This window comes from Epilithonimonas sp., assembly GCF_056329745.1.
In genome coordinates, this window is the sequence record NZ_JBWEYV010000016.1 from 46,440 (window position 1) to 69,291 (window position 22,852).

Annotated in this window: 35 protein-coding genes; 2 read left to right on the forward strand and 33 right to left on the reverse strand. The window is 37.8% G+C overall.

Going from position 1 to position 22,852, the window contains the following annotated elements; translation table 11 throughout:
* Nucleotides 1–73: 73 nt before the first annotated feature.
* The 17 genes from AC00Y6_RS11825 to AC00Y6_RS11905 form a co-directional block, all read right to left on the reverse strand.
* Nucleotides 74–286 carry a hypothetical protein gene (locus AC00Y6_RS11825; RefSeq protein ID WP_474490821.1) on the reverse strand — a complete coding sequence of 71 codons (213 nt, stop codon included), beginning with the start codon at nucleotides 284–286 and terminating at the stop codon, nucleotides 74–76.
* 74 nt (nucleotides 287–360) lie between these two features.
* A complete protein-coding gene (locus AC00Y6_RS11830) occupies nucleotides 361–750 on the reverse strand; it encodes a hypothetical protein (RefSeq protein ID WP_474490822.1) in 390 nt (129 codons plus the stop codon).
* The gene (locus tag AC00Y6_RS11835) at nucleotides 750–878 is read right to left on the reverse strand and encodes a hypothetical protein (protein ID WP_476589245.1); all 129 of its coding nucleotides are present in this window, start codon (nucleotides 876–878) and stop codon (nucleotides 750–752) included. Before AC00Y6_RS11835 ends, AC00Y6_RS11830 begins: the two co-directional genes overlap by 1 nt.
* 10 nt (nucleotides 879–888) lie before the next feature.
* A complete protein-coding gene (locus AC00Y6_RS11840; protein WP_474490823.1) occupies nucleotides 889–1,344 on the reverse strand; it encodes a hypothetical protein in 456 nt (151 codons plus the stop codon).
* On the reverse strand, nucleotides 1,337–2,239 hold the full coding sequence (locus tag AC00Y6_RS11845) for a hypothetical protein (RefSeq protein ID WP_474490824.1): 903 nt from the start codon (nucleotides 2,237–2,239) through the stop codon (nucleotides 1,337–1,339). The genes AC00Y6_RS11840 and AC00Y6_RS11845 overlap by 8 nt, the downstream gene beginning before the upstream one ends.
* Nucleotides 2,240–2,243: 4 nt before the next feature.
* On the reverse strand, nucleotides 2,244–3,146 hold the full coding sequence (locus AC00Y6_RS11850) for a phosphoadenosine phosphosulfate reductase domain-containing protein (protein ID WP_474490825.1): 903 nt from the start codon (nucleotides 3,144–3,146) through the stop codon (nucleotides 2,244–2,246).
* A gap of 46 nt (nucleotides 3,147–3,192) precedes the next feature.
* A complete protein-coding gene (locus tag AC00Y6_RS11855; protein ID WP_474490826.1) occupies nucleotides 3,193–4,203 on the reverse strand; it encodes a DUF6712 family protein in 1,011 nt (336 codons plus the stop codon).
* Nucleotides 4,200–5,105 carry a DNA-methyltransferase gene (locus AC00Y6_RS11860; RefSeq protein ID WP_474490827.1) on the reverse strand — a complete coding sequence of 302 codons (906 nt, stop codon included), beginning with the start codon at nucleotides 5,103–5,105 and terminating at the stop codon, nucleotides 4,200–4,202. The genes AC00Y6_RS11855 and AC00Y6_RS11860 overlap by 4 nt, the downstream gene beginning before the upstream one ends.
* A gap of 5 nt (nucleotides 5,106–5,110) precedes the next feature.
* Entirely contained in the window at nucleotides 5,111–6,493 is a 1,383-nt protein-coding gene (locus AC00Y6_RS11865; RefSeq protein WP_474490828.1) for a hypothetical protein, read from the reverse strand.
* On the reverse strand, nucleotides 6,490–6,771 hold the full coding sequence (locus tag AC00Y6_RS11870) for a hypothetical protein (RefSeq protein WP_474490829.1): 282 nt from the start codon (nucleotides 6,769–6,771) through the stop codon (nucleotides 6,490–6,492). The genes AC00Y6_RS11865 and AC00Y6_RS11870 overlap by 4 nt, the downstream gene beginning before the upstream one ends.
* Nucleotides 6,772–6,842: 71 nt before the next feature.
* Nucleotides 6,843–7,280, reverse strand: a complete 438-nt coding sequence (locus AC00Y6_RS11875; RefSeq protein ID WP_474490830.1) for a hypothetical protein — start codon at nucleotides 7,278–7,280, stop codon at nucleotides 6,843–6,845.
* Nucleotides 7,281–7,326: 46 nt separating this feature from the next.
* Nucleotides 7,327–7,566: a hypothetical protein gene (locus AC00Y6_RS11880; RefSeq protein ID WP_474490831.1), complete on the reverse strand. Its 240-nt coding sequence runs from the start codon at nucleotides 7,564–7,566 to the stop codon at nucleotides 7,327–7,329.
* 76 nt (nucleotides 7,567–7,642) lie between these two features.
* Entirely contained in the window at nucleotides 7,643–8,473 is an 831-nt protein-coding gene (locus tag AC00Y6_RS11885) for a thioredoxin domain-containing protein (RefSeq protein WP_474490832.1), read from the reverse strand.
* Between the two features lie 62 nt (nucleotides 8,474–8,535).
* A complete protein-coding gene (locus tag AC00Y6_RS11890; RefSeq protein ID WP_474490833.1) occupies nucleotides 8,536–10,701 on the reverse strand; it encodes a hypothetical protein in 2,166 nt (721 codons plus the stop codon).
* A gap of 18 nt (nucleotides 10,702–10,719) precedes the next feature.
* Nucleotides 10,720–11,592 (reverse strand): S49 family peptidase, encoded by an 873-nt coding sequence (locus AC00Y6_RS11895; protein ID WP_474490834.1) that lies wholly within the window; start codon nucleotides 11,590–11,592, stop codon nucleotides 10,720–10,722.
* A 117-nt stretch (nucleotides 11,593–11,709) separates the two neighbouring features.
* A complete protein-coding gene (locus AC00Y6_RS11900; RefSeq protein WP_474490835.1) occupies nucleotides 11,710–12,060 on the reverse strand; it encodes a hypothetical protein in 351 nt (116 codons plus the stop codon).
* Nucleotides 12,057–12,722 (reverse strand): SOS response-associated peptidase, encoded by a 666-nt coding sequence (locus tag AC00Y6_RS11905; RefSeq protein ID WP_474490836.1) that lies wholly within the window; start codon nucleotides 12,720–12,722, stop codon nucleotides 12,057–12,059. Before AC00Y6_RS11905 ends, AC00Y6_RS11900 begins: the two co-directional genes overlap by 4 nt.
* A 115-nt stretch (nucleotides 12,723–12,837) precedes the next feature.
* Here AC00Y6_RS11905 and AC00Y6_RS11910 point away from each other — a divergent pair, with 115 nt between their 5' ends.
* On the forward strand, nucleotides 12,838–13,107 hold the full coding sequence (locus AC00Y6_RS11910) for a hypothetical protein (RefSeq protein ID WP_474490837.1): 270 nt from the start codon (nucleotides 12,838–12,840) through the stop codon (nucleotides 13,105–13,107).
* Nucleotides 13,108–13,167: 60 nt separating this feature from the next.
* A complete protein-coding gene (locus tag AC00Y6_RS11915) occupies nucleotides 13,168–13,419 on the forward strand; it encodes a hypothetical protein (RefSeq protein ID WP_474490838.1) in 252 nt (83 codons plus the stop codon).
* A gap of 343 nt (nucleotides 13,420–13,762) precedes the next feature.
* On the opposite strand, the gene AC00Y6_RS11920 is transcribed toward AC00Y6_RS11915, so the two are convergent.
* The 16 genes from AC00Y6_RS11920 to AC00Y6_RS11995 all read right to left on the reverse strand — a co-directional run bounded on the left by AC00Y6_RS11920 (nucleotide 13,763) and on the right by AC00Y6_RS11995 (nucleotide 22,851).
* Nucleotides 13,763–14,299, reverse strand: coding sequence for a hypothetical protein (locus tag AC00Y6_RS11920; protein WP_474490839.1), 537 nt, complete (start codon nucleotides 14,297–14,299; stop codon nucleotides 13,763–13,765).
* Nucleotides 14,280–14,567, reverse strand: coding sequence for a hypothetical protein (locus tag AC00Y6_RS11925; RefSeq protein WP_474490840.1), 288 nt, complete (start codon nucleotides 14,565–14,567; stop codon nucleotides 14,280–14,282). The genes AC00Y6_RS11920 and AC00Y6_RS11925 overlap by 20 nt, the downstream gene beginning before the upstream one ends.
* A gap of 49 nt (nucleotides 14,568–14,616) precedes the next feature.
* Nucleotides 14,617–15,087: a M15 family metallopeptidase gene (locus AC00Y6_RS11930; RefSeq protein ID WP_474490841.1), complete on the reverse strand. Its 471-nt coding sequence runs from the start codon at nucleotides 15,085–15,087 to the stop codon at nucleotides 14,617–14,619.
* The gene (locus AC00Y6_RS11935) at nucleotides 15,084–15,656 is read right to left on the reverse strand and encodes a hypothetical protein (RefSeq protein ID WP_474490842.1); all 573 of its coding nucleotides are present in this window, start codon (nucleotides 15,654–15,656) and stop codon (nucleotides 15,084–15,086) included. The genes AC00Y6_RS11930 and AC00Y6_RS11935 overlap by 4 nt, the downstream gene beginning before the upstream one ends.
* Complete coding sequence (locus tag AC00Y6_RS11940) at nucleotides 15,589–16,110, reverse strand: phage holin family protein (RefSeq protein WP_474490843.1); 522 nt, start codon at nucleotides 16,108–16,110, stop codon at nucleotides 15,589–15,591. The genes AC00Y6_RS11935 and AC00Y6_RS11940 overlap by 68 nt, the downstream gene beginning before the upstream one ends.
* Before the next feature lie 8 nt (nucleotides 16,111–16,118).
* Nucleotides 16,119–18,020, reverse strand: coding sequence for an SGNH/GDSL hydrolase family protein (locus AC00Y6_RS11945; RefSeq protein WP_474490844.1), 1,902 nt, complete (start codon nucleotides 18,018–18,020; stop codon nucleotides 16,119–16,121).
* A gap of 2 nt (nucleotides 18,021–18,022) precedes the next feature.
* Nucleotides 18,023–18,568 (reverse strand): hypothetical protein, encoded by a 546-nt coding sequence (locus AC00Y6_RS11950; protein ID WP_474490845.1) that lies wholly within the window; start codon nucleotides 18,566–18,568, stop codon nucleotides 18,023–18,025.
* Nucleotides 18,569–18,620: 52 nt separating this feature from the next.
* Nucleotides 18,621–19,160 (reverse strand): hypothetical protein, encoded by a 540-nt coding sequence (locus AC00Y6_RS11955; RefSeq protein WP_474490846.1) that lies wholly within the window; start codon nucleotides 19,158–19,160, stop codon nucleotides 18,621–18,623.
* The gene (locus AC00Y6_RS11960) at nucleotides 19,150–19,590 is read right to left on the reverse strand and encodes a hypothetical protein (protein WP_474490847.1); all 441 of its coding nucleotides are present in this window, start codon (nucleotides 19,588–19,590) and stop codon (nucleotides 19,150–19,152) included. The genes AC00Y6_RS11955 and AC00Y6_RS11960 overlap by 11 nt, the downstream gene beginning before the upstream one ends.
* Nucleotides 19,591–20,078: 488 nt before the next feature.
* A complete protein-coding gene (locus AC00Y6_RS11965) occupies nucleotides 20,079–20,573 on the reverse strand; it encodes a class I SAM-dependent methyltransferase (protein ID WP_474490848.1) in 495 nt (164 codons plus the stop codon).
* A 10-nt stretch (nucleotides 20,574–20,583) separates the two neighbouring features.
* Complete coding sequence (locus AC00Y6_RS11970; RefSeq protein ID WP_474490849.1) at nucleotides 20,584–20,814, reverse strand: hypothetical protein; 231 nt, start codon at nucleotides 20,812–20,814, stop codon at nucleotides 20,584–20,586.
* The gene (locus AC00Y6_RS11975) at nucleotides 20,795–21,127 is read right to left on the reverse strand and encodes a DUF3127 domain-containing protein (RefSeq protein ID WP_474490850.1); all 333 of its coding nucleotides are present in this window, start codon (nucleotides 21,125–21,127) and stop codon (nucleotides 20,795–20,797) included. The genes AC00Y6_RS11970 and AC00Y6_RS11975 overlap by 20 nt, the downstream gene beginning before the upstream one ends.
* A gap of 17 nt (nucleotides 21,128–21,144) precedes the next feature.
* The gene (locus AC00Y6_RS11980) at nucleotides 21,145–21,471 is read right to left on the reverse strand and encodes a hypothetical protein (protein ID WP_474490851.1); all 327 of its coding nucleotides are present in this window, start codon (nucleotides 21,469–21,471) and stop codon (nucleotides 21,145–21,147) included.
* Nucleotide 21,472: 1 nt separating this feature from the next.
* A complete protein-coding gene (locus AC00Y6_RS11985; RefSeq protein WP_474490852.1) occupies nucleotides 21,473–21,889 on the reverse strand; it encodes a hypothetical protein in 417 nt (138 codons plus the stop codon).
* Between the two features lie 36 nt (nucleotides 21,890–21,925).
* Complete coding sequence (locus tag AC00Y6_RS11990) at nucleotides 21,926–22,300, reverse strand: hypothetical protein (RefSeq protein ID WP_474490853.1); 375 nt, start codon at nucleotides 22,298–22,300, stop codon at nucleotides 21,926–21,928.
* A gap of 20 nt (nucleotides 22,301–22,320) precedes the next feature.
* A complete protein-coding gene (locus AC00Y6_RS11995; protein ID WP_474490854.1) occupies nucleotides 22,321–22,851 on the reverse strand; it encodes a hypothetical protein in 531 nt (176 codons plus the stop codon).
* Between the last annotated feature and the right edge of the window lies 1 nt (nucleotide 22,852).

The following is a 22,852-nucleotide window of genomic DNA, read 5'->3' on the forward strand; positions in this document are numbered from 1 at the left end:
GTAAGACTTTAATAAAAACAAACTATCCACATTGATAAAAAACAAACTGTCCACATTGATTAATGTGGACAGTTTATTGTAATTCTCCAAAGATCCGCTCCTGGCGCAGCTGGTAATGCTCAATTTTTTCAAGGAGTGTCGTTTTAAATTTCTCGGTCAAAACCCTTCCGTTTTTCTGCTGGAGAACCTGCCGGGTAAACTCATAATTAAGGTCGTAAAACTCACAAAAAGATTTTAGATTATTGAGTTCAAAATATCGGTTAAGGAGTTCAAGCGTTTTTTCCATAGCGTAAAGATACGCAAATAGTTTGTTTTTCCCTACTTTTATTTAGACAAGTTTAGACAACCGTTAGACAAATGTTAGATGATTTTGTTATCCAATTTTTCTATGAGATCCGCTTTTACTTCTTCCGCGGCACCGTAGGTAAGGTCTTTCATCAGACCATTGTAATGGCCCATGATAATTCGGTTATGGAAGGCATAAACCTTACTTCGCTTATATTGTGTCTGCGTTCCCGGATAACGCAGTTTTTTCATATCTACAAAGCGGTACAAAGCAGATTGCGTATAAGTCAAAGAATCGCCATCGGTAGAGAAGCTACGCCCATGAAAGGCAGGATCTGAGAAAACAGAATAACCTTCGGATTGCGTTTCATCCATCTGCCGCGCATGCTCCTTGAGCAAACGCTCCATATTGGCTTTGAAAATTGGGTGATCTGTGCCGGTTGCACGTTCTGCGAGTAGATCCATTAATCGTAATATTTTCTAAAATGTTCACGTTTCTCAGCTTGTTCCTTTTTATATTGTATAAAGGTGTAAACCAACGTTAAAAGCAAATAAACCATTATGAAGCTGATGAAAAAGATTATTAGTTCCATATCTGAAAATTTAGTAGTTATCTGTATAAGCTTTAGAATCTATTTGTATCTCATAGCCATTGCATTTGGCTTTCCGGGAAATCGGGCGGATCTGGAAATCATATTGTAACTGTTCCTGGGAACAATTGAGAACATTAATGCCAAACATCGCTTCCAAAAACTGTTTGACCACTTCCAGAGTCCGGTCATAGATAGCCAGGTATTCATTCCGGTTTTTGAGAAAACTATAATCTGTTTTTTCCAAAACAAAAAACTGTAGGTAAGAGATCATTCCGGCATTATCTTCCTGCCCAAAACCGCCATAAGACGGCAACACCGCAACCAGGAGAACATTATCTGTGCCTTTGTGATCGGTGAGCAGCTCGGTAAGTTCATCATCCGTTACGAGGACTTCACGCCTTTTTACCGCTGCTATTTCGGCGGTCGTTTCTATAATATGTTCTTTAAGGATCTGCGGGCTAATCATGATTATTACGTTTTGATTTTTCTTCTTCTTCCTGGTCTTTGCGTTCTTTTTCTTCTTTCCTAGCGCGGATAATAAGATCATACATCCTGATCAGCACCATCATGGCATCGGAGTTGCGGAGCTCATCCAAGGTCCCGAAAACGCCACTTTCTGCCAACTGGAACGATGTGGCACGCATGCCCAAACCTTCCGGATCGTTAGGATCCGGCGTTGTATTACCTTCTGAATTCTCCGGAGAAGCAAAAAGAATCCGCAGATCCAACTCTTTGCCGTCGATGACCAACACGCATTCCTTCGTGAGATAATTGAAAAACGAGACAAACAACAGGTAAAAACCATACACATAGCGGATATCCAGGAGATCAAAAAACGCAATCCTCTTATCGAGATTGATAACCGAATACTTTTCGTTTTTTTGGAGATAGAATATAGCAAATAGTTTCACCAGGCTTTGGATCTCTCCGTACTTCATAAAATTGCCTATCTCCCCAATGCCGTCCTCTAGCTGACCGTAAGTAATCCCCTGGAAAGCATCTTTAGGACCATAAAACGTGTGGAATTTATACTTCACCGTTTGAACGGGATTATGGATGTAGTCCTGCACCAGGTGCAGCTGCCCTTTATCATCTTCGTGGAAGAAGGATTTGAGAACCTCCGAAGCGATGTAGATGTTTTCCCATTTGGTTTCGTCCTCATGCTCCAGTTCTGCTTTATCAAAATCCATATTCAGCAAACTGTACAACAGCATCACCCGGAACTGTGAAGGGTTAAGCTCTCCCATCTGATGCATCAGGATCAGCTTAGAAGCATCCAGGTATTGCCGGCGGTCACATTCTCCCAGGTTCTCCGGCATCCAAAGGCGTTCGCCTAGTTCTAAAATTTCTAGTGAGTGCATAATTTTAATTAAAGGCGTTACAACTTTCTACACATCCGTTAACTATATCTAGTTCGGTTCCGTCGCTCCAAACTGATAACTGATAATTATTATCTATACTATCATCAATAGCATCTTCAATTTTTTTATCTTTTGCCATTTCAAAAATGTCGGCAACACTTTTATTTTGTCGGAAGAATCTTATAGGAAAAACAATAGATTCTATTGATTTTTCTCTACCTTTTTTTAGATAATTTCCATATTCATCTTCGATAATTTTAAAAAACGCAAAACGCTCAGGATAATGCCTTGCAATTGTAATTAATTTACGAAATGATTTTTTCCAACAAACTTTACAGTTACCTTCCCATCCTTTTAGATTCAATCTAAATGGCATCTTTGCCCAAAAAGCATTTACCATTTGTTTTGTACAATTAATTTTTAGTAGTGGATAATATAAATTTCCAACTCTTCCTAATTCGTCAGCCCTAATACCAATAGCCTTATCATAATTGGAAGGTTTCCATCCAATATTTGAAAGATATCTGTTTATCACCCTTTCTTTCAATTCCCGTGTACAATTCATATTCTGCATATTTGGAATACCGAACTCTGATACATATTTTCTAAAAGGATGGTTTTGCCAACCATTCTCAATTTCTTTTACATCGTGAGAGCGGTAAGCAGATTCATAGTTTACTATTTTATATGATAATCTTTCATATTCTAACCAAATAACCTCAATCCCAAAAAACAAAGAGCAATTTTTAATGAATAATAATGTTTCCTCGTTTTCTTCACCAGTATTTGCAAAAACAAACTTAAAATTGTGCTGTGGTTTATTTAACAAAAGCCAATTTATCATATAAGCTGATGTTTCGCCGCCTGAAAATGAAACTAAAATATTTTGTTTTGGATTTTTAACCATTCAACAAAAATAAACCAAATAGTTTAAATTTATTAAACTAATTAGTTTATAAAGTTACAAAACCATCTTTATCAGAAAAATTAATCTGAGGTTTTGTACTATAAACCGGGTTCAGTTTTTTGATCTCGATCTCAAGATTTTTAAGAAGGCTTTCCAGTTCTTTCCGGTAAAATAAAGTTGTGCTTTCTTTATCGTAGCCGGAACCGGTTTTTTTATTTGTTTTTTCGGATTTCATTAATCCTTCCGGGAATAGCTGTGTCGAAAATTTTTGAATCCCATCGGCCATGGCAAAATAAACGCAGCAGTTCTGGATCAGGTTGGTTATGTAACTGTCTTTTTGTCCCGGAAGTTTGTATTCTGCGAACTTATCGCCCAGGCGGTTGATAATCTCCCTTTGCTCACAAAGCCGGATAGAAGGCGCCAATTTGAAATAAAGCAGATGAGAATTGTTGATATTCACAAACTTCTGAAAGGTCCTAAGATTAGGAACATAAAGCCCTGAAAACGCCGTCATGTAATCGGAAGGCTCCAGAGCTTCGGAATCTAAAATAAAGGTGATGAGTTCGTCAACCGCTTCATAATAAGACCGCTCCATAGCATCATCCGACTTATCAATTTGCCATTCAAATGCCGCGACCTGATGTTCATCCCTGCGGAACAGCCGGCCGTCATCCGTATATGATACATCATTGAGTGGCTGATATTTCCTAAAGGCATTCAACGCAATTGCATAACGGACGAGTTCATAAAGTTCCTGCTTTTCTTCAGTTGTAGGTATTGCCTCCAGAACTTCGGTTCCTTCATCCGGTAACTGATCTGCGGGATTATCATCTTCCAGGCTTTCATCCTCAGGGATATCAGTAGCAGGATTGTCTATCTCACTGAAAACATTTTCACAAAAAGTGTAATTTTTTTTACCGATAACCTCATAGATTTCCCGGCTTGCGGTACGGAGGTACGGCCAAAGCTTTGCGACCTTGATATCTGCATCCGTAAAACCTAAAACTTCTTGCAGCTCACCGGTCCCTATATTTTCTTTAGTGAATAAAATTTTCATGGCTTAGTTGTTTTAAGATTATCAATCCTGGCTTTGCCAGCGTCAAAATATTCTCTGTCGATTTCGGTTCCGATAAACTCGAAGTTTTTATTTGGAAATTCTGATTGTAGGTTGATAACGGCCTCGGCGCACGATGCAGAACCGCTGAAAAAATCAGCAATAACGATCTTTTCACTTTTCATTGGAATAACCAATTTTAATAAGCGATCTAAAAGGCGGACGGGCTTTTGTGTCGGATGAATATTTCCATAATGAGCGCTATTGTCAGATATTATACTTTGCTCTATTACTCCATTTTCTATAGCTAACAAAGTATAAGTAGCGATACATTTATTAGGTAAATCAGAGTTAAAAGTTATTCTGTGTTTTTGCTTTTTATTTCCATCTCTATAATCAATTCCGTTTTGTACTTTTATCAAATTGTCAACTACCTTGTCGAATGCCTTTCCTTTGTTAAATAATCCACCTAGTCTTTTAATATCAGCATAAACTTTATCTATATCAAATCCTTTTAATTCTCCATAGTTAATTATAACTTTATTAATAATGCCTTTATCTTTAGTAAAGATCGAAACAGTTTCATGGCATCGTCCTAATGGTAATGCTGGCGATGATATTCTTCTCTTGTTCCAAATTATTTCTTCTTTGAATTTAAAGCCCATATCTGCCAAAATGGTATTCCATCGATAGAATGAAGTACCACGACCGAACATCACTATAAAGCCGTTTTTTGTTAACAAGCGTTTGCATTCTGAAAAGAATAACCTTTCGTCAAATGGTCTTTCAAGCTTCTGATTTTTGAGATATAAATATGGTGGATCGATACAGATCACGTCTATACTTTCATCAGGAAGTCTTTTCATAACTTCCAGGTTGTCTTCGTTGTATAATTGAATGTTCATAAAGATTAGTTGTTTTTGATTCGGTCTTTGCTCGTTTGATCTTCCTGCTTTTGCGCCTCCTCGTGGAAGAAACCAAGCTTAAGTTTCTTTTCGGGAAAATTCTCCCGGATACCATAATTAACAGGATCTGTAACCAGCATCTCCGGAATGCGGACACCGGTTAACTTATACATGAGATAAGCATATAATTGTTCTGAGCCACTGTCAGCAGAACCCTGGGCAGATATGCCCGCCAAAGCCTTATGCAAACCAACAGCAGACGACACTGCCGAATCTGACTTGTTAGCAATGCTGATTTGAGTGTCCACAAATTCCTTGATATTTTGCTCAATCGGCGTAATCTTCCAACCCAGTGTTGTGAGGTTCTGACCATCGGGAGCAAAAATATCTTTGGTATGCCAAATCTTCCCGGCATTGCCTTCGCCGGAAAGCGTCTCGATAATGCTTTTGAAAAGCAAACGCTCATAATCATCCAACATCGATTCTGTATAATCTTCATTCCTAGCTATACAGTCCGCCTGTAATTCTTCCCGTTTTTTATCCCAAAACGCAGCCGGAGAGGTCACGTGATATTTGGCATTCATGGAGAATTTGGACAAAGCTTTCAGAATCATTGGGATTGCCGTAGACCTGCGGATCCACTCCAAGGCGCCCATAATGGTCGGTATGGCGTAGAAATCTGTAGCAAAAGAATATTGCCGGCTATAACATACGGAACGCCCATGCCTGAAAGGTTCCTGCGGATCATATAACGGATAAAGCTCATAGCCGGTTGGCGTGTAAGCTAAATGAGAATTGGAAACAAAAGCGTGTGTAGCCACCGGAGAATCCTGGACACGGCCGAGGCGTGTCCAAAGAGGATTGAGATGGTTAAGGCTATGCACTCTGTTTTTGCCCACCCTGCCCGATTTGGCATTAACAATCTCGTGGAAACCGCCCTGCATAAAACAATGATCCACGATAATATTAAGAAGGTAATTTTTGTAACCAAAAGAATCCAACCAGTCTTGCACATCGGCATCATAAACCCATTCTCGTCCAGGTTTGCCGTCTATCAGTGTATCTCTGTACAATTGCGGACCTTGTCCCCAAAGCAGCTGCTGTTTTTTCTCCATAATCCCAGGGATATTGGGATTGTTATAGACAGTATCCCGGAGCAGCTGCGGAAGATCATTCCTGTCCCCATACGGCAGCAGTTCTACACCGTTGATAATCTGCATGCCTTGTCCCCAGCCGAAGTGCTCAACGGGACCATCTTCGCGAGGATTAAATCCCGGATCTTCTACCGAAAACGTAAAGCAACTCGCGCCCCTGGATACGATGCCGGCAGTGCCCTTTTTCTCTATCGTTAATTCTTCTGTAGAACTTGTGTTGAAGCCTATACTCATGGTTTTATTTTTCGTCCGTTTAGTTCGCAGAGCAGTGGCCAGTAGAACTGGCGGCGCTCCTCGGTATCCATTCTCATAAAGCTGGCGAGGATATCTGCTTTTTTGCTTTGGTTCCGGCGGTAACCTTGCATGAGCACTATGTTTTTTTCTTCTACAATGCCTTTGGAATTTTTCTCTGAATCGTTGAGCGAAATGTATTTGATAGAAAAAGGAATGTTTTGCCGGGAGAGATCCCGCATAATTTCCATTGCTCTAAGAGGTGTTACCGTCTTTTCCATAGAGCGAAAATAAAAAGCGTCACAACGGTATGTTGTGACGCAAAAAGACCAATTTAGATATGTGTATTATTTCAAACTTTATAACGTTCTATTTTTAGTTCTTTCCCAGACAATCCGAAATAGAAATTTTGTAATTCGTGCAGGTATGTAATTCTTTTACTTAAAATAAGGCTGTCATCATCTACAAAATAATACCCCTGCTCAATTTCGGGATTTTCGTCAAACCAAACCCAATCCTTATCGATATAATCCAAAAAAATGTTTCTACCTTTTAAAAACGGAAATTCTATATTTTCCAGTAATCCCTTTGTAAGAGGAATGCCACAAATATCACGTAACGCTGCCTGAGCATGGAATTGGTCTGTTGGATTAGTTTTATAAAAAACAAAATCAACTTCCTGCTGAGAAATCCCCTGTATCATCATAGGAAGTTCTATAGGTGTATGTATTTCAGTTACTCTTTGTATCCTATAAATTAAATTCCCTATTCGTAGTTCATTTGCTTCCATATACCAAATATAAAAAAATTCCGATGCAAAAACATCAGGATTATATTTAAAATTCTATGATTTCCAAAAGAAAAAATTCAGTATCAGGTTCGGCTGAATGTTGTTCTCCATCTGAGTAAAAAAGAATTCCATCACCATCTTTCCAGTCACCACAAAAATTACCTTGGAAAGTGTGCATCAACGCAGTATAATTATCACCAGATACTTTCAAACATTTATCCCTATTATCCCAATTTTGCAAGAAAATTTCCAATTCTCTGAAACTATATAATTTTCCTAATTCCATTATCTTTTTTACCCAAAGATAAAAAATCCTGATACTTAATGCATCAGGATTTTGAAAAATAAATTATAAAAAAAACCTACGTTCTCCAACGTTCGATCAAAATAATCGTGCTACCAGCCTGGAAGACTTCAAAGGTAATGGTTGAACCTTGAACAGCTTTCCATTGCAGACCGTCTTTTAACAGGATTTGAACGGCACCGGTAGCCACATTACTGATGGTGCCGGCTTTGGCAGGATCTGTCTCCTGCCCGATGAATGTCGCTTGTTTTAAGGTACTGTTTACCACCGAAGTTACACTCAAAGGTTTAGACGTTGCTGTAGTAGCAACTTTCTGCACCGGAGACAAATCCGTAAGTGGCGCTGTAAAATCTACCGTTGCATAGTTGGTCTCTGCCAATACCAAAGGACCGTCGTAGATCATGTAGGTATTTTTGCCGCCCACTTCCTGCTCAAAGGTAAATTCAAACTTATTACCATCTTTTCCGCCTTTGTGAGAAGATTTGAAAATCAGCGGAGAACAAGGTCTTCCCAATACTTTGACAGCATCGGAAGATTGACATCCTGGAATGAAGATGATAAATTCTTCGTCCAGCATATTCTGAGCAAATTCTAAAGCCTCCAGCTCAGTTCCCGGATGAGAACCAACAAATTTTACTTTGAAAGATCTGGCATCCTGATCGCCCTGAGTCTCATAAGAAAACTCTCTGGAAGATGTCGTGATATATACAGGGATTAAACCCTTGCCATCTTTGAAAACCGGCTGACCTTGCAAAAGAACATTTTTATCATCAGTATCCGGGAAGGATACCAAATCCTGCGTCCATGCTAAGTAAGCAAATCGGCTGCCTGTATTAGGAGCACCGGCTCCAGCTGCAGGTCTATCTACTTTTTTGAAAATATAAGACATTATTTAGTTTTTTTGATTGATTAAAAAATAGGGCTCCGGGAAAAATCGAAGCCCTGTATTATTTATCCTCTTGCGATGTCGTACCAAACGCCACCGAAGTTTTTCAAGGTTACAAACTTGACATCTGAATCAAGAACTGCAGATGAAGACATCACAATCTTACCGCTTACAGAAGCTACCGTTAAGGCGTTTTCTGAACCGTAGATTTTCACTTCGGTATTTTCGTTACCGCCTACAATACCCGTTAGTGTACCGGTTGCGCCCTCATATTTTTGAACTGCGCCATCTGTAGCATCTAATACAAGCGTATCAAAATTAACTGTGGCAGCTACATTATTAGGGAAATCAGTTACACGCGCTACTTCCTTATAAGTGCCATCTGCCAGGATTACCAAAATCAACTTATAAGTTGTTTTTGGGTTGAAATCTGTTGTGAGATCAAGATTACCACCGTTGCCGGCTGTTTTCTTTTTAATGACATTGGATGTCACCATCAGCTTGTCGCCTGTAATCTCAACGATAGTTCCGGCAGGCAGCCCTTCCAACTTGGTAACGTCAGCCACCAACTCCGGATGCACGTGCAGCCTGTTGAAGTTAATCTTAACCGTAGCACTCATTGGCGCACCAAACAACGGAACTGTAGTTGTAGCCGGGAAGATTGGCTCATCATTGATCCAGATAAACTGGGCAATACCTTTGAAGTCGTTGGATGGCAACGTGAAGCCTGAGAAAACGAAACCAGCACCAAAACGGTAATCCGCATGAATGAAAGAGTTTCTTTTCAGTTCCTCCATTCTGTATTTGGTTTTTTCTTCCGCCAGGTATTCCATGATCTCAATGTTATCCTTATCTGTGATGAACATCAGGTTAGAGCCTTCAAAATCCTTTAATCCCTCAAAAACGATATTAGGATATCCATCGATATAGGTCAGATCATTACCGCTGTAATCGTTGTTCAGCTTGTTGATCTCCTTGTAAGAATCTTTGATTTTTACAATATTGGAAGGCGAAAGATAAAGCACTAAATCAGGCCTTGTTCTTACCTGCAAAGGCAGAGACTCGATAAAAGCTTTCACATACTCGTAAGCATTGGCTGCATTGAATTTTCCAATTTTTGACACAAAAGGCGTGATGGTTTTCAACACATCGCGGAACATGAAGAGCTGATGCCTGATACCAGACTGAGCGTTCAGATAATGCCCTTTAGCTTTGATGCCGGCAATGTTTGCTGCATAAATACCATTGATAGCACCTTCGCGGTCTTCCTGTCTTGCTTTATCGGAAATTTTACCGATCAAAAATGCAATGAAAGAATGCTTGTATGGGCTGGAACCGTCAAAGTTGAAAATGGTATTCAACCAAGAATTTTCTAATTCCTGAAGTTGGTACCCTGTAAACTCCAGATCAATTTGGATTCTATAGATTCTTCTTTTCTCAGCCTCCAGGAACATCTCGAAGCCGGGCGTCCAGTCCGGTTTTCTGGCTTGGGTTACGTTGCTGATATCCATCACGGCATCAGAAACCTGATCTAAGATCCCGGATCTTTTTGGCCAGAAGACAGGCAAATCATATTTGTCTACATAAAGATCTCGCAAGAATGTCGGGTTCTGAATCTGATATTCTTTAAGGTCATTATTTAGCCTGGTGATGGTGGAGACATCTGTAAAGTCGGTTTTTGCAGCTGATTTACCCGCTGCCCTGGCGTTCCAGTTACGGCCTTCGAAAGCAAAAATTTTGCTATTAGCTTCCGGGTTTGCACCAAAGAGATGCGTAGGCGTAGAGATAGACGCTGCCAAAGCTACACCGAACAAAGCCGCTTTTACAGCACCCACCGTCTGTGGTTTTGCTTCCGGCTCAGCCATGAGTGTTTGGATAGTGGCCGCCTGCTCATTTACTTTGTTTACAACTTGCTGAGCAACACTCGCCTGAGGAGCGTCCGGCTTCTCGCCTTCTTCGTCACCGGTATTGCCTTTGAGTACAGATGCCAAAAGTTCATTAGCGGCTTGTTTTTCCGCATCTTCAGCAGCCATAATCCCCGCTTCTTCCGCAAGAATCTGATTGGCCACCTTTACAAATGCCTCATAATTTTTTCCGGTAAAGGCTGCTTTCAGATCCTCTGTCTGTTTTGCATCCAATACCAACTTTCCATCTTCCCCTTTCGGAAGATCTTTCAATCCCAGAGCGGAAAGAGCCACTGCGATTACTGCCTGAAATTTTTGTTTCAACATGGTAATTAGAATTTATAGTTATTGATTGTCGTTTAGTTCTGCCAGTGCCTGCGCCATTTCGAAGGCTTTTTTCTCGTTTCCGATACTGTCTATGAGACCTAATTCCAAAGCTTCGGGAGCAGAAAAAGTATCGGCACTTAAAATCCTGGCATCAGGTTTTAAATTAGGGCGTAGCTCTTTGACATCCGCCGCAAAAGCGTCTCGGATAGGTTTAAGTTCAGACTCCAGCCTTTTTACAAATTCTTCATCTTTGCCGGCATAGAAATCCTGCATGGCTTTATTCTTGAGCTCGGAACCCGGCGCGTTGATGACCATAATCTTGTAGCCTTCTTTTGCCATCGCTTCGCGAGGATCTACCAAGATGCAGGTAGCTCCAATAGAACCAATGCAAGGAGATATTGCGCCTTTTGCCATAATGTGGTCTGCGAGCAGGCAAGCAGTCCAGTAGTGGAGAGAACAAAGATCATTGCAGAGAACTACAATAGGTTTTTGTTTCTCGGACTGGAATTCTTTAAAAGCATTAATTGCCGGAACAGCACCGCCAGGGCCATCAATATCCAGGACGATGGCAGAGATTTTTTCGTTTTCGTTCATGGACCGAAGCGCCATCAGATAATCGTCTGCACCATAAGAACACATACCGCCGTAAGTGGTCATAGGCCCTACCATCTGGAGGTAACCGATGATTTTTTTGTCCTCCTGTTTTAGGTTTGTATAGCCCTTGTCTCCTCCTGCCATATAGGAAGCTTTGAATGCTTCGCGGTCTATAGCTTCGCCTTTATACTCTCCGGAAATAAAGCGGTTGGCAAGTTTTTCATATTCGACGGCGTTATCTGCGTTGATAAGCCATTTGCTGCGCATCAGGTCGAAAATGAGTGTATTGGTTTTCATCTGTAAAAATCTTGATGCAAAGATGTTTTACAGCGCAAATAAAAGTTGTGACGCAAAAAAAAAAGAGACACAGATTATAATCTGTGTCTCTCGGATGGGAGTTCAAATATTAATACACTAAAATTTAGTTCCCATATTTCCCATTTGTATAATTTCAGAACATAATTCTTCCCGGGTTAATTCTGGTGTAAATGGGATTTTGGAACGCGCATATTTTAGAATTTTAAACAGTTCGTCATCGCATAGTGCAGCGCAAAAACAATAGAGCCTAATTTTGTCCGGATCTGCAAAATACTCTTCCGGAAACTGAACCGACCCTATCCTCTTAAAGTTTTCTTTAAAATAACCATCGATGACGATATCTTTTTCATTGCCGTATTCTTGAAGTAGCGCAAAAATAGTTTCCAGATATTCCTCTTCTACTGGAAAATCTAAATATAGATCGTCTATGATTTCAAAGTAATTCAAAATAGTGTCTGAGGCGTTTTTTCAGGTTCGAGATTTCTTATATCTAAATTAACATCGTATTTCGGAAACGAAAAATCTAACACTTCCGGATCGTTTAGCCATTTGGATAAATCACCTGGGTTGAGTGCCACTGGCATTCTTTTCTTGGAATTGTGGACATCTGCCATAAGTGTATTTGCTTTGGTAGTGCAAATCGAAAATGTTGTAATGCCTTTCCAAACATTGTAAATTCCTGCCAATGCAAACGGTTGTCCGCCATTGTCCAAGTGGATGAAGTGCAATTGTTTTGTTTTTCCCTCAGGATCAGGGTTTCCGTTTTTGTCAAGCGAGCGCCATTCGTAATATCCATTGACAAGAACTAAACAACGGTTGTTGATACTGTTTTTGTAACTATTCTTTTCCGGCAATTCCTCGATGACAGCGTTAAGTGTTTTCGCTTGAAATGATCTATCTTTTGCCCAAAAAGGTAGAAGTCCCCAATCGCCTAAAATAATCTCGTTTGGATTCTGATCAGTAATTATTGGAATAGGCTTCTCAACTACTCCCTTTGCACGAAACCCCGATACTTTCTCCTGAAAATCATATTTATCAAAATTGATTTCTGCAAAAAATGTTTCTTTGAGTTGCTTTCTGGTATATTTTGTATCAACGTAATAGCACATCTCGTATTTTTTAGTAAATGTAAAAATTATTACCAAAAACCGTGCAGACAATTTTTGATACAATTTGTATCAAAAATAATTTTTGCTTGGCTACAATTTGTATCAAATTAGCAGGATGAAAATTATTGCTGATATCGTTGAACCAGTTAAGCCCGAGGATGATTTTGTCGTTGTGCAATTTCAGAAGGATCCGCTTAAACAAAAGTTCGAAGTTTACTGTAAATTTGATGCATTTGCACAAAAAATGCGGAAGTATGACGTTTGGCAGCTCTGGATCAAATTTGAAAGCGTGGAATACATCGAAAAGAAAAGCGGAAAAACTAGATACGCTACTAAATTGACGTGCCACCTTGCAAGCTTTGTGAGCGGCATAAGTAATAAGTAACATACCACCTAAAAAAGGAGGCTACTCTGTAAAGGTATTGAATTATTTTTTTTAACGAGAATGAAACTGAAAGCCACAATTAGAGAATCCGTAGAACCTGATGATAAAAGCGTTATAGTAGAATTTTTTGGCGATCCTAAAAAACAACATTTTGAAGTTCATTGCACTTTTAACCCATATGAAAAAGGCATTGAAAAGTGGGATCGATGGGAATTTACTATACGTTTAGAAACGGAAATTTTCACAGAGCCTAAAACGGGAAAAAAATCTTATTTTACCCATCTGTATTCTGATGAATCAGTTCGACTTTAGTTAAATATCAATAATTTTTTACAGAAGTTTTGTAACATTATTCCTCGTTTCGATTTTGGTTTGCCATATGTAACATAGTATTTAACGATAAATTCTATGAAGTCAATTCCGAATTTAATTTCTTCTTCTAATCCTTGTGAAAGATTAGAAAATGGTAGTGCAGCCTTTATTATTGTGAACATACAATTGGTTCTTATTTGTCCAAAAATAATATCACACCTACCTCTATGCGTTTTTGCTTATTTTGCGGAAAACTTTTCCAAAAAAAAAGCCTTCAACAATTGAAGGCTTTTTACTTATTGTAGATCTAATAAGAGATATATAATGTCATAACTATACTAAGTTATTTTTTATTTAAGGAATCTTTATTTTTACCTAAATCTGGTTTTAATTTTTGCAAATGCTCACTTGAAACTTTAACAGCTTCATTAATTTCATCATAATTTTTCTTTAACTCATTGTATCTAATCAACAAGCTATCATTAATTTTTAAAGCTTTACGATATGTTATAATATTTCCTTTAGAATCAACTGCATAAGAATATTTTGTTGTCGAATCATTAACAGTTTGAATACCTAATATTTTTGTAATTAGAGAATCTGGCTTAGCTTCCTTAATTACTGTATTGGTCTCAATTAATTTTTCCGTATACCTATCTTGATAAACTAATAGAATGATTACTCCTACTAGCGATATTAAAAGTAAAAGTAAGAAAATTAAAATCCCTCTAAAATTAGATTTTATATTATTCGTTGATTTTAATATTTCTGATGTAACATTATTGGAAATATAATCATCAGGATAAAATTTTAGACTTTCTAAAATTTTATTTATATCATCAATACTATCTGGAATAGTTTTACTTTTTTCTTTTTTCATATTCTGATATTTTGATGTTGTAGTTCTTATTTTCTATTTCAACTTTTGACATTTCTTTCTCAAGCTGAATCTCTTTTAATGCAAATTCTTTTTTAAGATCCAAAATTTCCATGTTTTTTATAATTTCAGCTGTCTTGTAACCAACACCAAATATTACACTTCCTATTGTTAAAAGAGAAATCGCAGTTCCAAAATTAGAACTAAGAAATTTAAATAAATTAAATTTCTCTTTTTTTTCAGGTATTATGTACTTTGAGCCTAATTTCATAAATATTTACAAAAATAATTTATTTTTATAAATATTTACAGTTATAATTTTAGAACTTATTCCATTGGAAATGCATCCAATCATAATTTTTTTCACGGCCAAGGGAAATAAAACCATGTTTGTAAAAAATATCAATCATTACTTTGTATTCCGGCCGGGCAAATCTGGCTGTTTTTGCGGTTTCCTTCAGTTGGTTTCTTTCCGGGTCCAAATCGATTGCCAATCCCCAGGCGTGAACTGAATAGCTGCTGCCACCTCGCATTTGCCTAAAATTGAAGCACCCTCCAAATAAATCAATTCCTAATTCTTGAATTTTGGCTAACCCGTAAACTTGCAAAAGTTCGGCAAAGATTTTTTTTAGAGGTTCGGCAATATCTCTATGACAAGTTAATTTTTTGACAGATGTCTTTTTATCCCAGGCTATACGCAAAGGAAAAGGCAAATTTATTTGTGTAAGATACCCAGTTCCGTTAGGAGTTGGTACACCAAATTTTAAAATATATTGTGATACTGTTTTCATGATTTCTTTTTTTTGAAGTAAATAAAAATGAATAATGCTATAATTGTAATAGCTCCCAGAACGATTGCGGTAATGTAAACGCCGGTTGATGTATCTGCTATTTTAACATCTTTAGCTTTCTTTTTAATGTCAGAAAAACGCTCGCTCAGATTATTATCATCAACAATATTTTGAGAAAAATTCTTTAATTTATCTGATATTGATTCTGATTGATCATCAGATTTTGAACTGGATGAATTCTTGTTTTTTGAGTGAATAACTACATCTGCATTGCCGGTTATTCGGATTGTTTGTAAAGTGTCATTTCCTGAAATCTCATGCAACTCTATAGGTTTACCAGTTTCAGCCTTTCCCTTGATTGTTATATCAGTTTCACGCTCTTTTACTTTTTCCGATTGGTCTTTTTTAGATTCAACTTTTTTTTCCTGAATCTTTTCAGTTGTTGAAATACTGTCCTTCTTAATCTCTGTTTTCTGAACCTCTTTGATAGTTTCAGATTCTTTAGCTATTTTCTTGCTCCGGCATCCCGGTAGCAGGATTAGCATCAGCAGTAGTATTAGCTTTCTCATCGTTTTGCTTTTTATAATTGTTTAATAATTCGTGTAGTACATCTTCTCTTTTTTCAAGGATTTCAAGAACCTGAACAAATGAAGCTTCTGTTTTTCTTCTAAGTTTGTCATCTGCTTTCTCGCGAACAGATTTGTATTCTGTCCAAACAATCGCAATGGTTGCCAACAATGAAACAGGTGGAATTGCAGAAATAGGAAATTCAAAGAAGTAAGTGATTGGTACAAGCGCATCGAAAATGAAAGCAAAGACAAGCATTCCAAAATATAGATTGAACTTTGCAATGCTTCTCTTATAGCCTTCCGAACTTCTAGCTTCACCTATTTGTTTTGCTTTCGATATTCCAAAGTAGAAATCGATGATCATCGCCAAAATCACGGCACTCCATAGAATGCCGATGAAAATTACTTTCATAACAATAGCGTTGTAATCCTCTTTTAAAAATTCTAGAATCATAGTTATTATTAGAATAATTGTTTCAATTTGTTGAACTGCATAGTGGTAAGCTTATCATATGCTTTTGCTGAAAAATGAAGACCATCAGTTGTCCACTTATATTTTCCTGCCACCTCGTTCGAATCTAGCCAGCCACATTCTGCATTGAAGTCAACCACAGGAATTGCATATTGCTTACATAGGTCAATACAAGATTGAAAATAATCCCTTGCGTTTTTTCCAATCGCATTTGGGTTTCTGCCACTCTGCAAAACTCCCGACATTGTATAATAATAACCACCGCTTGAGCAAAACAAAAGCGTTGCATTTGGCAGTCGTGAAAGCAAAAATTCTATTGCATATCTTAACGAACCGACAGTTGTTGTTCTATCGCTTGAAATATCCCCTATTGGTGTATTATTTTGGTAGTCATTAATACCTCCCATAAGTATTATTAAATCAGGGTTGTCAGAAACCAGAAAATTCAAAACACCGTCACGCAATATGTGATTTTCTGCACTCCCAGTGGCTATCGTGCCACCTGAAGTACCATATCTATAAACTTGTTCAGTTTTCAATTTTTCCTTGATAAAATCAATGTAGTAAGGTGATTGGTTTCCCGGAAATGTGGCGTCGTAGCCATGCGTGATGCTGTCACCAACCAGCCTAATTTTTTTACCATCAAAAGGGTGTTTTTCAGAATCACCATTGTTTTCTATATAAATATCAGATGTATAGTCATAAATTTCACTATATCCTGAAAGTCCTGAAACATTTTCTATCGAATAATCTAAGAAAAGACTTTTATTACCATTGTTAATTTGATTAGAAAATGCTGAAAATGAATTAACATCTATTTTGTAAACACTAGCATTAGGAGGCCTCGTGAGAATTATGCATGGTATAGAATTGTTATCTTTCATTATTTTTATGGAAGAAATTTTATCTTTATTACCAAATTCCTTTTGTAACCAATGCTTATACGAATCGTTAACTACCAATAAGTTACCCCTGATTTTAATGGTGCTATCTTCTTTACCTGAATTTATATTCGGAATATCGGTAAGAGTGAAAGAAAAATTAAATTCACAACCTAGGCTATAATTTATACTAGGAAAGGTGATTTTGATAAAACTGGAATACACCTGCGCCCAAGTATTAAAACTTTTAATTTTTGGAGCAAAGGCTGTAAAACCAATTTGCAAAATCTCATTTTTTCTAGAACCAACCAATAACGCCACTGGTTTCTCTATCTCACGGATAAAAGAACACAATTTTATATACGTAACGCCTTTTGGTATGGGTACAGGTTCTCCTATTTTATCAGCAGTCACCTGAAATCTTCCAGCTACGTTGTTATTGGTATCGTAAAAAATATTATAACCTGAATCTGATATTATCGAATACGGAATGATATGACTCATTCCGCGACAGTCTATTAAATCAGTAATAACACAACCATTTAATATATGTTCGTTTCCTTCAAAATCAATATATTTATTTCCAGAATCAAAGGAAATTAACTCTGCATTTTCATAGTCATCAAAATTTTTAGCTATTTGAAAATTTCTAAGTTCTTCTGTTTTCCCTGCCAATTGAGAATCCAATGGCAAAACCATTTTACTCCAATTCTCGCCGTCGAAAACTAAACCTACATAACCATCATTTAAGTCAACTATTATATTATCTTGATTAGGATATGTTCCGGAAATTTCAACAGGATAAATACCCGGAAGCCATCCTCCAGCAGGAATAGGTGTCGAGGGATTAATTGAGAATTGAAAGCCTGCAGATATTGAGCTAATCTCCTTTTTTGAAGCTTTATCAGTATTGATTAATGATAATACTTCAGCTACCTCTGTATGAGAGATCCCCTCAAACTCGGTTTCATTGGCGATCTTGTTTATTTTGCTTTGGATTTCTGTACTCATGGTTAGTCAAATTTGTTATTAAAGTATTTATCAAAGAATCGAAATTTTGAATTTTCCCAGGGCTGGAAATCTCCAAGCATATAGATCTCTTCAGAGTCGATCTCCTGCTCAAACTGGAAGGTAAACTTCCTGCCGTCTTTACTGGACTTATGGGAAGACGAAAAAACCAACGGGTTGTCGGGCGTGCCCAGAACCACAGTTGGATGATCACATTGCGGGATCATAACGATAAAGCCCTGGTGCAAATAGTTTTTGGCAAACTCCAGTGCGCTGAGCTCACAGCCTGGATGGGTACCGGTGAATTTGGTTTTGAAACCGCCTTCGTCTACATCGCCAACCGTATCATAGCTAAATTCCTGGGAATTGGGCGTAATGTATAGGCGGAAGACAAAAGCCTCACGCAGGATCCTGGGCGCATAGTTGAGCTTAACGCCGCCTGCATCCGGAGGAAACCAATAGGTGATATCATCTGCGCGGAATAGATAGGCAAACTTTGCCTGAACTGGCGCTGCGGAAGATACACGGTCTATGGCTTTTATGAGTCTCATGGTCCTGCAAAAATGCAGGAATGCCAATGCTATTGTTGTGACGCAAAAATTATTACATCTTCCGGAGATTGTTTTGGATAGAAAAACAGAGGCCCTCTTTTTTCAATTTGTAGAATAATTTACGAAGCTGGATCTGCGTAATCCCGGCTTCGAAAAGATCGTATTTGTCTATGAACTGTAAAATAGCCTGGGTAATCCGGTTTTCGTCCTCTGCCCTGGCATCTACGTAATGAAAAAAAGCTGTGCGGAACTGCTGCTCAAAGAGATGATTAACGGTGTCCACATATTCTTCCGGAAGCTTGACATAGGTTTTTCCCATGGATTCAATTTTATAGAACCTTCCTGAGGCAATAAAGCGCCGCCTGGATGATGCTTTCACATCCAGGAACATGTTGAACTTCTGTATATTCTTAACCGGATAATCAATTTTTTCGAGATGCTCCAGGACAAATTTACCTACAAACGAATAGGTATTGATATTGATAATCTTGCAGCGGAAGCCTGCAAAAAGGCGTGATTCTCCCGTCATCTCCTTCATTAGAAATGATACCAGGTGCGGGCGGAGAACAAGCGGAACAATGTTACTGTTCATCAATTGGTAGAGGAAAAATCCTTATAAGCTGAGTTGAAAATTTGCAGGTTTTAATATCTCTGCTGAACTCCACTTCCATCGGAGAGTTAAGGGAAACATCATTAGTATTCAGTCTGATCACGCCTTTGGAATTGAACGTGACTCTGATCTCTGAGAGCTTGGCAAAACGGATCTCAAAATCATCTATACCTACAAAAACCGGAAAACTAAAATCCAGTGCCACGGTATACGTGGTGCCGGCACTGGTCGATTTACTTTTCTGGGTAAGCTCGGCGGAACTGAGGGTAAAATAAACGCCATTGTACTGGACCGGTACCGGATCGCCGGTAAAGCCGTCCGGCGGAGATATCAGGAATACAGAATCATCCAGGGCAGAGACCAGTTCTATTTTCGTAACAAAACGATTGCGATATTTTCTTAAATAGTTCACTTTGACAAAGATAATAATAAAATAAACCAAATAGTGTATAATAAACCAAATAGTGTATATCCCTAAAAGGTGGGATTTTTTTTGTAAGGTTGTAAGGATGCAGACAAAGCCTTATTGATAAAGGATTTTGTCCAAAAAAAATTTTGTAAGACCGCTATTTTTGGTTTGTAAGTAATTTGTAAGAATCTCTTTTCTTACATTTTTTTTGTAAGAATTATTAAATCCTTACAAAAAAATAAAGTATCTGTAAGTCCTTACAAATCGGGGTTGATGGTAATTCCTTACAGTCTTACAAAAAATTAACTAATTAATGTGTGGGGTGTGGGGAGGATGAAAAACGCATGCCGGGCCGCGCACCTGAAGGATTTTCCGGATTGTCAAAAATCTAACTATAATACCTACCGGCTGAGAATGCCATAAAAAACCCCGACAGGGTTGCTGTCGGGGATAATTGATTGTCGTGAATTATTTTTTTTTGATTTTGAATGTTATTTACGTGGGACCTTCATAAAACATAACCATATTGTTTTGCCACTTTTCCCACTTTTATGTCCGAATAATGGCTGCTGCTCTACTAGCTTTAAAATTTGATTTACTTTTACTTGGTCCTCACTCCATTTAAAAATAAGGATTCCATAATCTTCAAGGACTCGAAAGCATTCTGCAAAGCCTTCTTTTATAAGCCTTGGCCAGTCGCTCGGCAATCTTCCATATTTTTTACCAATCCAACTACTATCGCCTGCATCCTTTAAATGAGGGGGGTCAAAAACAACTAGCTTAAAAGAGTCTTTTTCAAAAGGCATATTTGTAAAATCAGCAACTACATCAGGATTAATCTCTAAATTGCGCCCATCGCAAAGTGTATGTTTTTCTTTTCTAATGTCAATAAAAGTTGTCAAAGGATGATTTTTATCAAACCAAAACATTCTGCTCCCGCAGCAAGCATCTAAAATCAACTTATCTGATTGAATTATATTGTTCATTATTGAGTAATTATATTTTTAAATTATAGATGCCACAAGACGGGCAGCGTAGTTCCAGTTCAGTCCGGAGATCAAAATGATCACCACAGTTTGTGCAGGTTCTCCAGATCTCGTGATTAGCCTGCTTCTTTAATTTCCTATTCAGGCTGGCCACAGTTTCCGGTTCCGGAGGAAATGCCGGCTTTTGAAAGCCGGCGATAAAATCCCGGAGCTGTTTGGGCTTAGCTGTAAATGTTTTCATCTACTGGTGGTTGCTCTGCTTTTCTAATGACCTCAATATTCCAGACCACGAAGTCCTGGGCAAATTTTGCCTCGCCTTGGTAATCGAAATACCGTCCCTGGATGTCGCCGGTTACCTTTACATAATCGCCGACTTTAGGATTTATATTAGTCAGTAGATCTGTTTTGTGACCTTGTAAAGTTACTTTGTTAAAATTCGGGTATTCTTTGCCCTGGTAGATCGATTTTCTGTCCAGGATAATCTCAGCCACTTTAAAATCGTTGGCTTTGGTTTGGATTGCGCCTACGGCGTGTACGGTTCCTTGTAATTCCATTTTATAAATTTTTGTTGTTAATGTTTATTTTTTGCTAAAATTAATTCCCGTTGGAAAGCTATGCGGCGGTTGAGCATGCAGGTTACAACTGCGAAGCCTTTTTGCTGTAAGCTTATCAACCTGAGGTTGAACCGGCAGAGCTCATCCATATCTTCAATATATTTCACAAATCGGAAATAATGATTGGGTGCGGAAAAGACTTTCTTTAGATCCTCAGAGAAAACGATATCGCCCTGTTCTTCTAAACTTTGATATAGATTGATAAGTCTATGATGGTCTTCAATACTTTGTGTTTCCCAGATTAGCCTGGTAAGAAGCTGTGGTGTGTATGCTGGCTTTATCATATCAATAGACTTTATCACCTGGGAAAACAAGCGGCTGAAAAGCCAGGACATTGGCCATCCAAAACCTTCTATCTACGTCCGGAGAAGACGAGGGATATTTGGTTATTAATTTTTTCTTTGGATTTGCCCGGATTATTGTAAAGTAATATCCATCTTCTGTCGGCAAGTCCGATTCTGAAGTAATGTTTTTCCAGCCATTGTTATCTTCGATGCCTGATAGGGACGTCGGCCTTTTAAAATAACAATATTTAGGATTGTACGGATTGTAAATATCTAAACTTAATCCAAGAAGTCGTTTTGAATTACCGACATCTCCGTACAATTCTTTGCTATTGAGCCATCCGTTCTCATCTACATAATCCTTAACAGCTTCCCAATGTTCGCCGTATGCTTGTTTTATTTTCTCTTGTTTTGTCATAGCTTTTTAAAATTTTAATCGTTATTTTTTGTTTTATTAAGTTTCTTCTACGGGATAAACTTCAACCCAAGGGAAATTTCCTGCTATTCTACCACTTTGAATTCTTACTGATTCTATCCAATTTTCATCAACTGTGCGAAGAACTTTGAAAATACCAACGTCATCAAGGTTATGTTTGAAAGTATCACCAATATTCAGTTTTTTTAATTGCACCTTTTTAGGAGTTTTATTGTCTTCTATATCTTCATCATCAACATCTGAACTCAACATTACATTCCAAGCTCCACCAACGTAAACTTTTTCTAAAAGTTGCTCAATAAAAATTCCGGGAGATACATCAAGAAATATTTTATAGCTTTCATACTCTTTAGGAATCAGATCCAATTTTCTTTTTAAGTCTTTTACTGTCATAGGTTTTAAAATATTAATTGTTATAAAAATCCAAATGCTGATGCTGCAGCTTCGCCAATATCTAACAAATCACCTTCGGAATCTTCTTCGTAATATTTAGAGATTTTTTCCTGCAGTTTATCCCATTTATCAGCTTTTATTTTATTTTCAACCTCTAAATATTCTGAGTTAGGACGTCGAATAATGATTTCAAACTCCGGTTCATTATCTTTTGTAATGGTTTTTATAAATCCCCTGGTTTTCTTAGGAAAATCCTGGCCATCACAACACCAGTTTATCAATGCATGAATAAACTTTTGGTCAACTTCTTTTTTAACAATCCACTCATCACCTTTTGAAAACCCGATATACGTGGTATTAGTTAATGGTGATATCCCAAAGTCTAAAGATTTGAATATCTTGTTTGTAATTTCTTCAAAAACATCATAGCTAATGTTCCATTTGTCGCAAAGCGCCCCTTCTGTAATATCATAATCGCTTTCTGAATTTTCAATTTTTAATAGAAAATCTGCTAATTCCTGTACTTCGTACTGTTCTAATTTTTCTGTCATA

What these genes read in the sequence shown, in the direction of transcription:
- AC00Y6_RS11870 (WP_474490829.1), bottom strand. Translation starts at nt 6,771, where the DNA reads ATGGAAAAGACGGTAACACCTCTTAGAGCAATGGAAATTATGCGGGAT.
- AC00Y6_RS11995 (WP_474490854.1), bottom strand. Translation starts at nt 22,851, where the DNA reads ATGACAGAAAAATTAGAACAGTACGAAGTACAGGAATTAGCAGATTTT.
- AC00Y6_RS11925 (WP_474490840.1), bottom strand. Translation starts at nt 14,567, where the DNA reads ATGAAATTAGGCTCAAAGTACATAATACCTGAAAAAAAAGAGAAATTT.
- AC00Y6_RS11830 (WP_474490822.1), bottom strand. Translation starts at nt 750, where the DNA reads ATGGATCTACTCGCAGAACGTGCAACCGGCACAGATCACCCAATTTTC.
- AC00Y6_RS11920 (WP_474490839.1), bottom strand. Translation starts at nt 14,299, where the DNA reads ATGAAAAAAGAAAAAAGTAAAACTATTCCAGATAGTATTGATGATATA.
- AC00Y6_RS11955 (WP_474490846.1), bottom strand. Translation starts at nt 19,160, where the DNA reads ATGAACAGTAACATTGTTCCGCTTGTTCTCCGCCCGCACCTGGTATCA.
- AC00Y6_RS11845 (WP_474490824.1), bottom strand. Translation starts at nt 2,239, where the DNA reads ATGCACTCACTAGAAATTTTAGAACTAGGCGAACGCCTTTGGATGCCG.
- AC00Y6_RS11990 (WP_474490853.1), bottom strand. Translation starts at nt 22,300, where the DNA reads ATGACAGTAAAAGACTTAAAAAGAAAATTGGATCTGATTCCTAAAGAG.
- AC00Y6_RS11860 (WP_474490827.1), bottom strand. Translation starts at nt 5,105, where the DNA reads ATGAACATTCAATTATACAACGAAGACAACCTGGAAGTTATGAAAAGA.
- AC00Y6_RS11985 (WP_474490852.1), bottom strand. Translation starts at nt 21,889, where the DNA reads ATGACAAAACAAGAGAAAATAAAACAAGCATACGGCGAACATTGGGAA.
- AC00Y6_RS11950 (WP_474490845.1), bottom strand. Translation starts at nt 18,568, where the DNA reads ATGAGACTCATAAAAGCCATAGACCGTGTATCTTCCGCAGCGCCAGTT.
- AC00Y6_RS11825 (WP_474490821.1), bottom strand. Translation starts at nt 286, where the DNA reads ATGGAAAAAACGCTTGAACTCCTTAACCGATATTTTGAACTCAATAAT.
- AC00Y6_RS11915 (WP_474490838.1), top strand. Translation starts at nt 13,168, where the DNA reads ATGAAACTGAAAGCCACAATTAGAGAATCCGTAGAACCTGATGATAAA.
- AC00Y6_RS11940 (WP_474490843.1), bottom strand. Translation starts at nt 16,110, where the DNA reads ATGATTCTAGAATTTTTAAAAGAGGATTACAACGCTATTGTTATGAAA.
- AC00Y6_RS11935 (WP_474490842.1), bottom strand. Translation starts at nt 15,656, where the DNA reads ATGAGAAAGCTAATACTACTGCTGATGCTAATCCTGCTACCGGGATGC.
- AC00Y6_RS11970 (WP_474490849.1), bottom strand. Translation starts at nt 20,814, where the DNA reads ATGAAAACATTTACAGCTAAGCCCAAACAGCTCCGGGATTTTATCGCC.
- AC00Y6_RS11865 (WP_474490828.1), bottom strand. Translation starts at nt 6,493, where the DNA reads ATGAGTATAGGCTTCAACACAAGTTCTACAGAAGAATTAACGATAGAG.
- AC00Y6_RS11855 (WP_474490826.1), bottom strand. Translation starts at nt 4,203, where the DNA reads ATGAAAATTTTATTCACTAAAGAAAATATAGGGACCGGTGAGCTGCAA.
- AC00Y6_RS11975 (WP_474490850.1), bottom strand. Translation starts at nt 21,127, where the DNA reads ATGGAATTACAAGGAACCGTACACGCCGTAGGCGCAATCCAAACCAAA.
- AC00Y6_RS11840 (WP_474490823.1), bottom strand. Translation starts at nt 1,344, where the DNA reads ATGATTAGCCCGCAGATCCTTAAAGAACATATTATAGAAACGACCGCC.
- AC00Y6_RS11885 (WP_474490832.1), bottom strand. Translation starts at nt 8,473, where the DNA reads ATGTCTTATATTTTCAAAAAAGTAGATAGACCTGCAGCTGGAGCCGGT.
- AC00Y6_RS11910 (WP_474490837.1), top strand. Translation starts at nt 12,838, where the DNA reads ATGAAAATTATTGCTGATATCGTTGAACCAGTTAAGCCCGAGGATGAT.
- AC00Y6_RS11905 (WP_474490836.1), bottom strand. Translation starts at nt 12,722, where the DNA reads ATGTGCTATTACGTTGATACAAAATATACCAGAAAGCAACTCAAAGAA.
- AC00Y6_RS11945 (WP_474490844.1), bottom strand. Translation starts at nt 18,020, where the DNA reads ATGAGTACAGAAATCCAAAGCAAAATAAACAAGATCGCCAATGAAACC.
- AC00Y6_RS11890 (WP_474490833.1), bottom strand. Translation starts at nt 10,701, where the DNA reads ATGTTGAAACAAAAATTTCAGGCAGTAATCGCAGTGGCTCTTTCCGCT.
- AC00Y6_RS11835 (WP_476589245.1), bottom strand. Translation starts at nt 878, where the DNA reads ATGGAACTAATAATCTTTTTCATCAGCTTCATAATGGTTTATTTGCTT.
- AC00Y6_RS11850 (WP_474490825.1), bottom strand. Translation starts at nt 3,146, where the DNA reads ATGGTTAAAAATCCAAAACAAAATATTTTAGTTTCATTTTCAGGCGGC.
- AC00Y6_RS11875 (WP_474490830.1), bottom strand. Translation starts at nt 7,280, where the DNA reads ATGGAAGCAAATGAACTACGAATAGGGAATTTAATTTATAGGATACAA.
- AC00Y6_RS11880 (WP_474490831.1), bottom strand. Translation starts at nt 7,566, where the DNA reads ATGGAATTAGGAAAATTATATAGTTTCAGAGAATTGGAAATTTTCTTG.
- AC00Y6_RS11930 (WP_474490841.1), bottom strand. Translation starts at nt 15,087, where the DNA reads ATGAAAACAGTATCACAATATATTTTAAAATTTGGTGTACCAACTCCT.
- AC00Y6_RS11965 (WP_474490848.1), bottom strand. Translation starts at nt 20,573, where the DNA reads ATGAACAATATAATTCAATCAGATAAGTTGATTTTAGATGCTTGCTGC.
- AC00Y6_RS11895 (WP_474490834.1), bottom strand. Translation starts at nt 11,592, where the DNA reads ATGAAAACCAATACACTCATTTTCGACCTGATGCGCAGCAAATGGCTT.
- AC00Y6_RS11980 (WP_474490851.1), bottom strand. Translation starts at nt 21,471, where the DNA reads ATGATAAAGCCAGCATACACACCACAGCTTCTTACCAGGCTAATCTGG.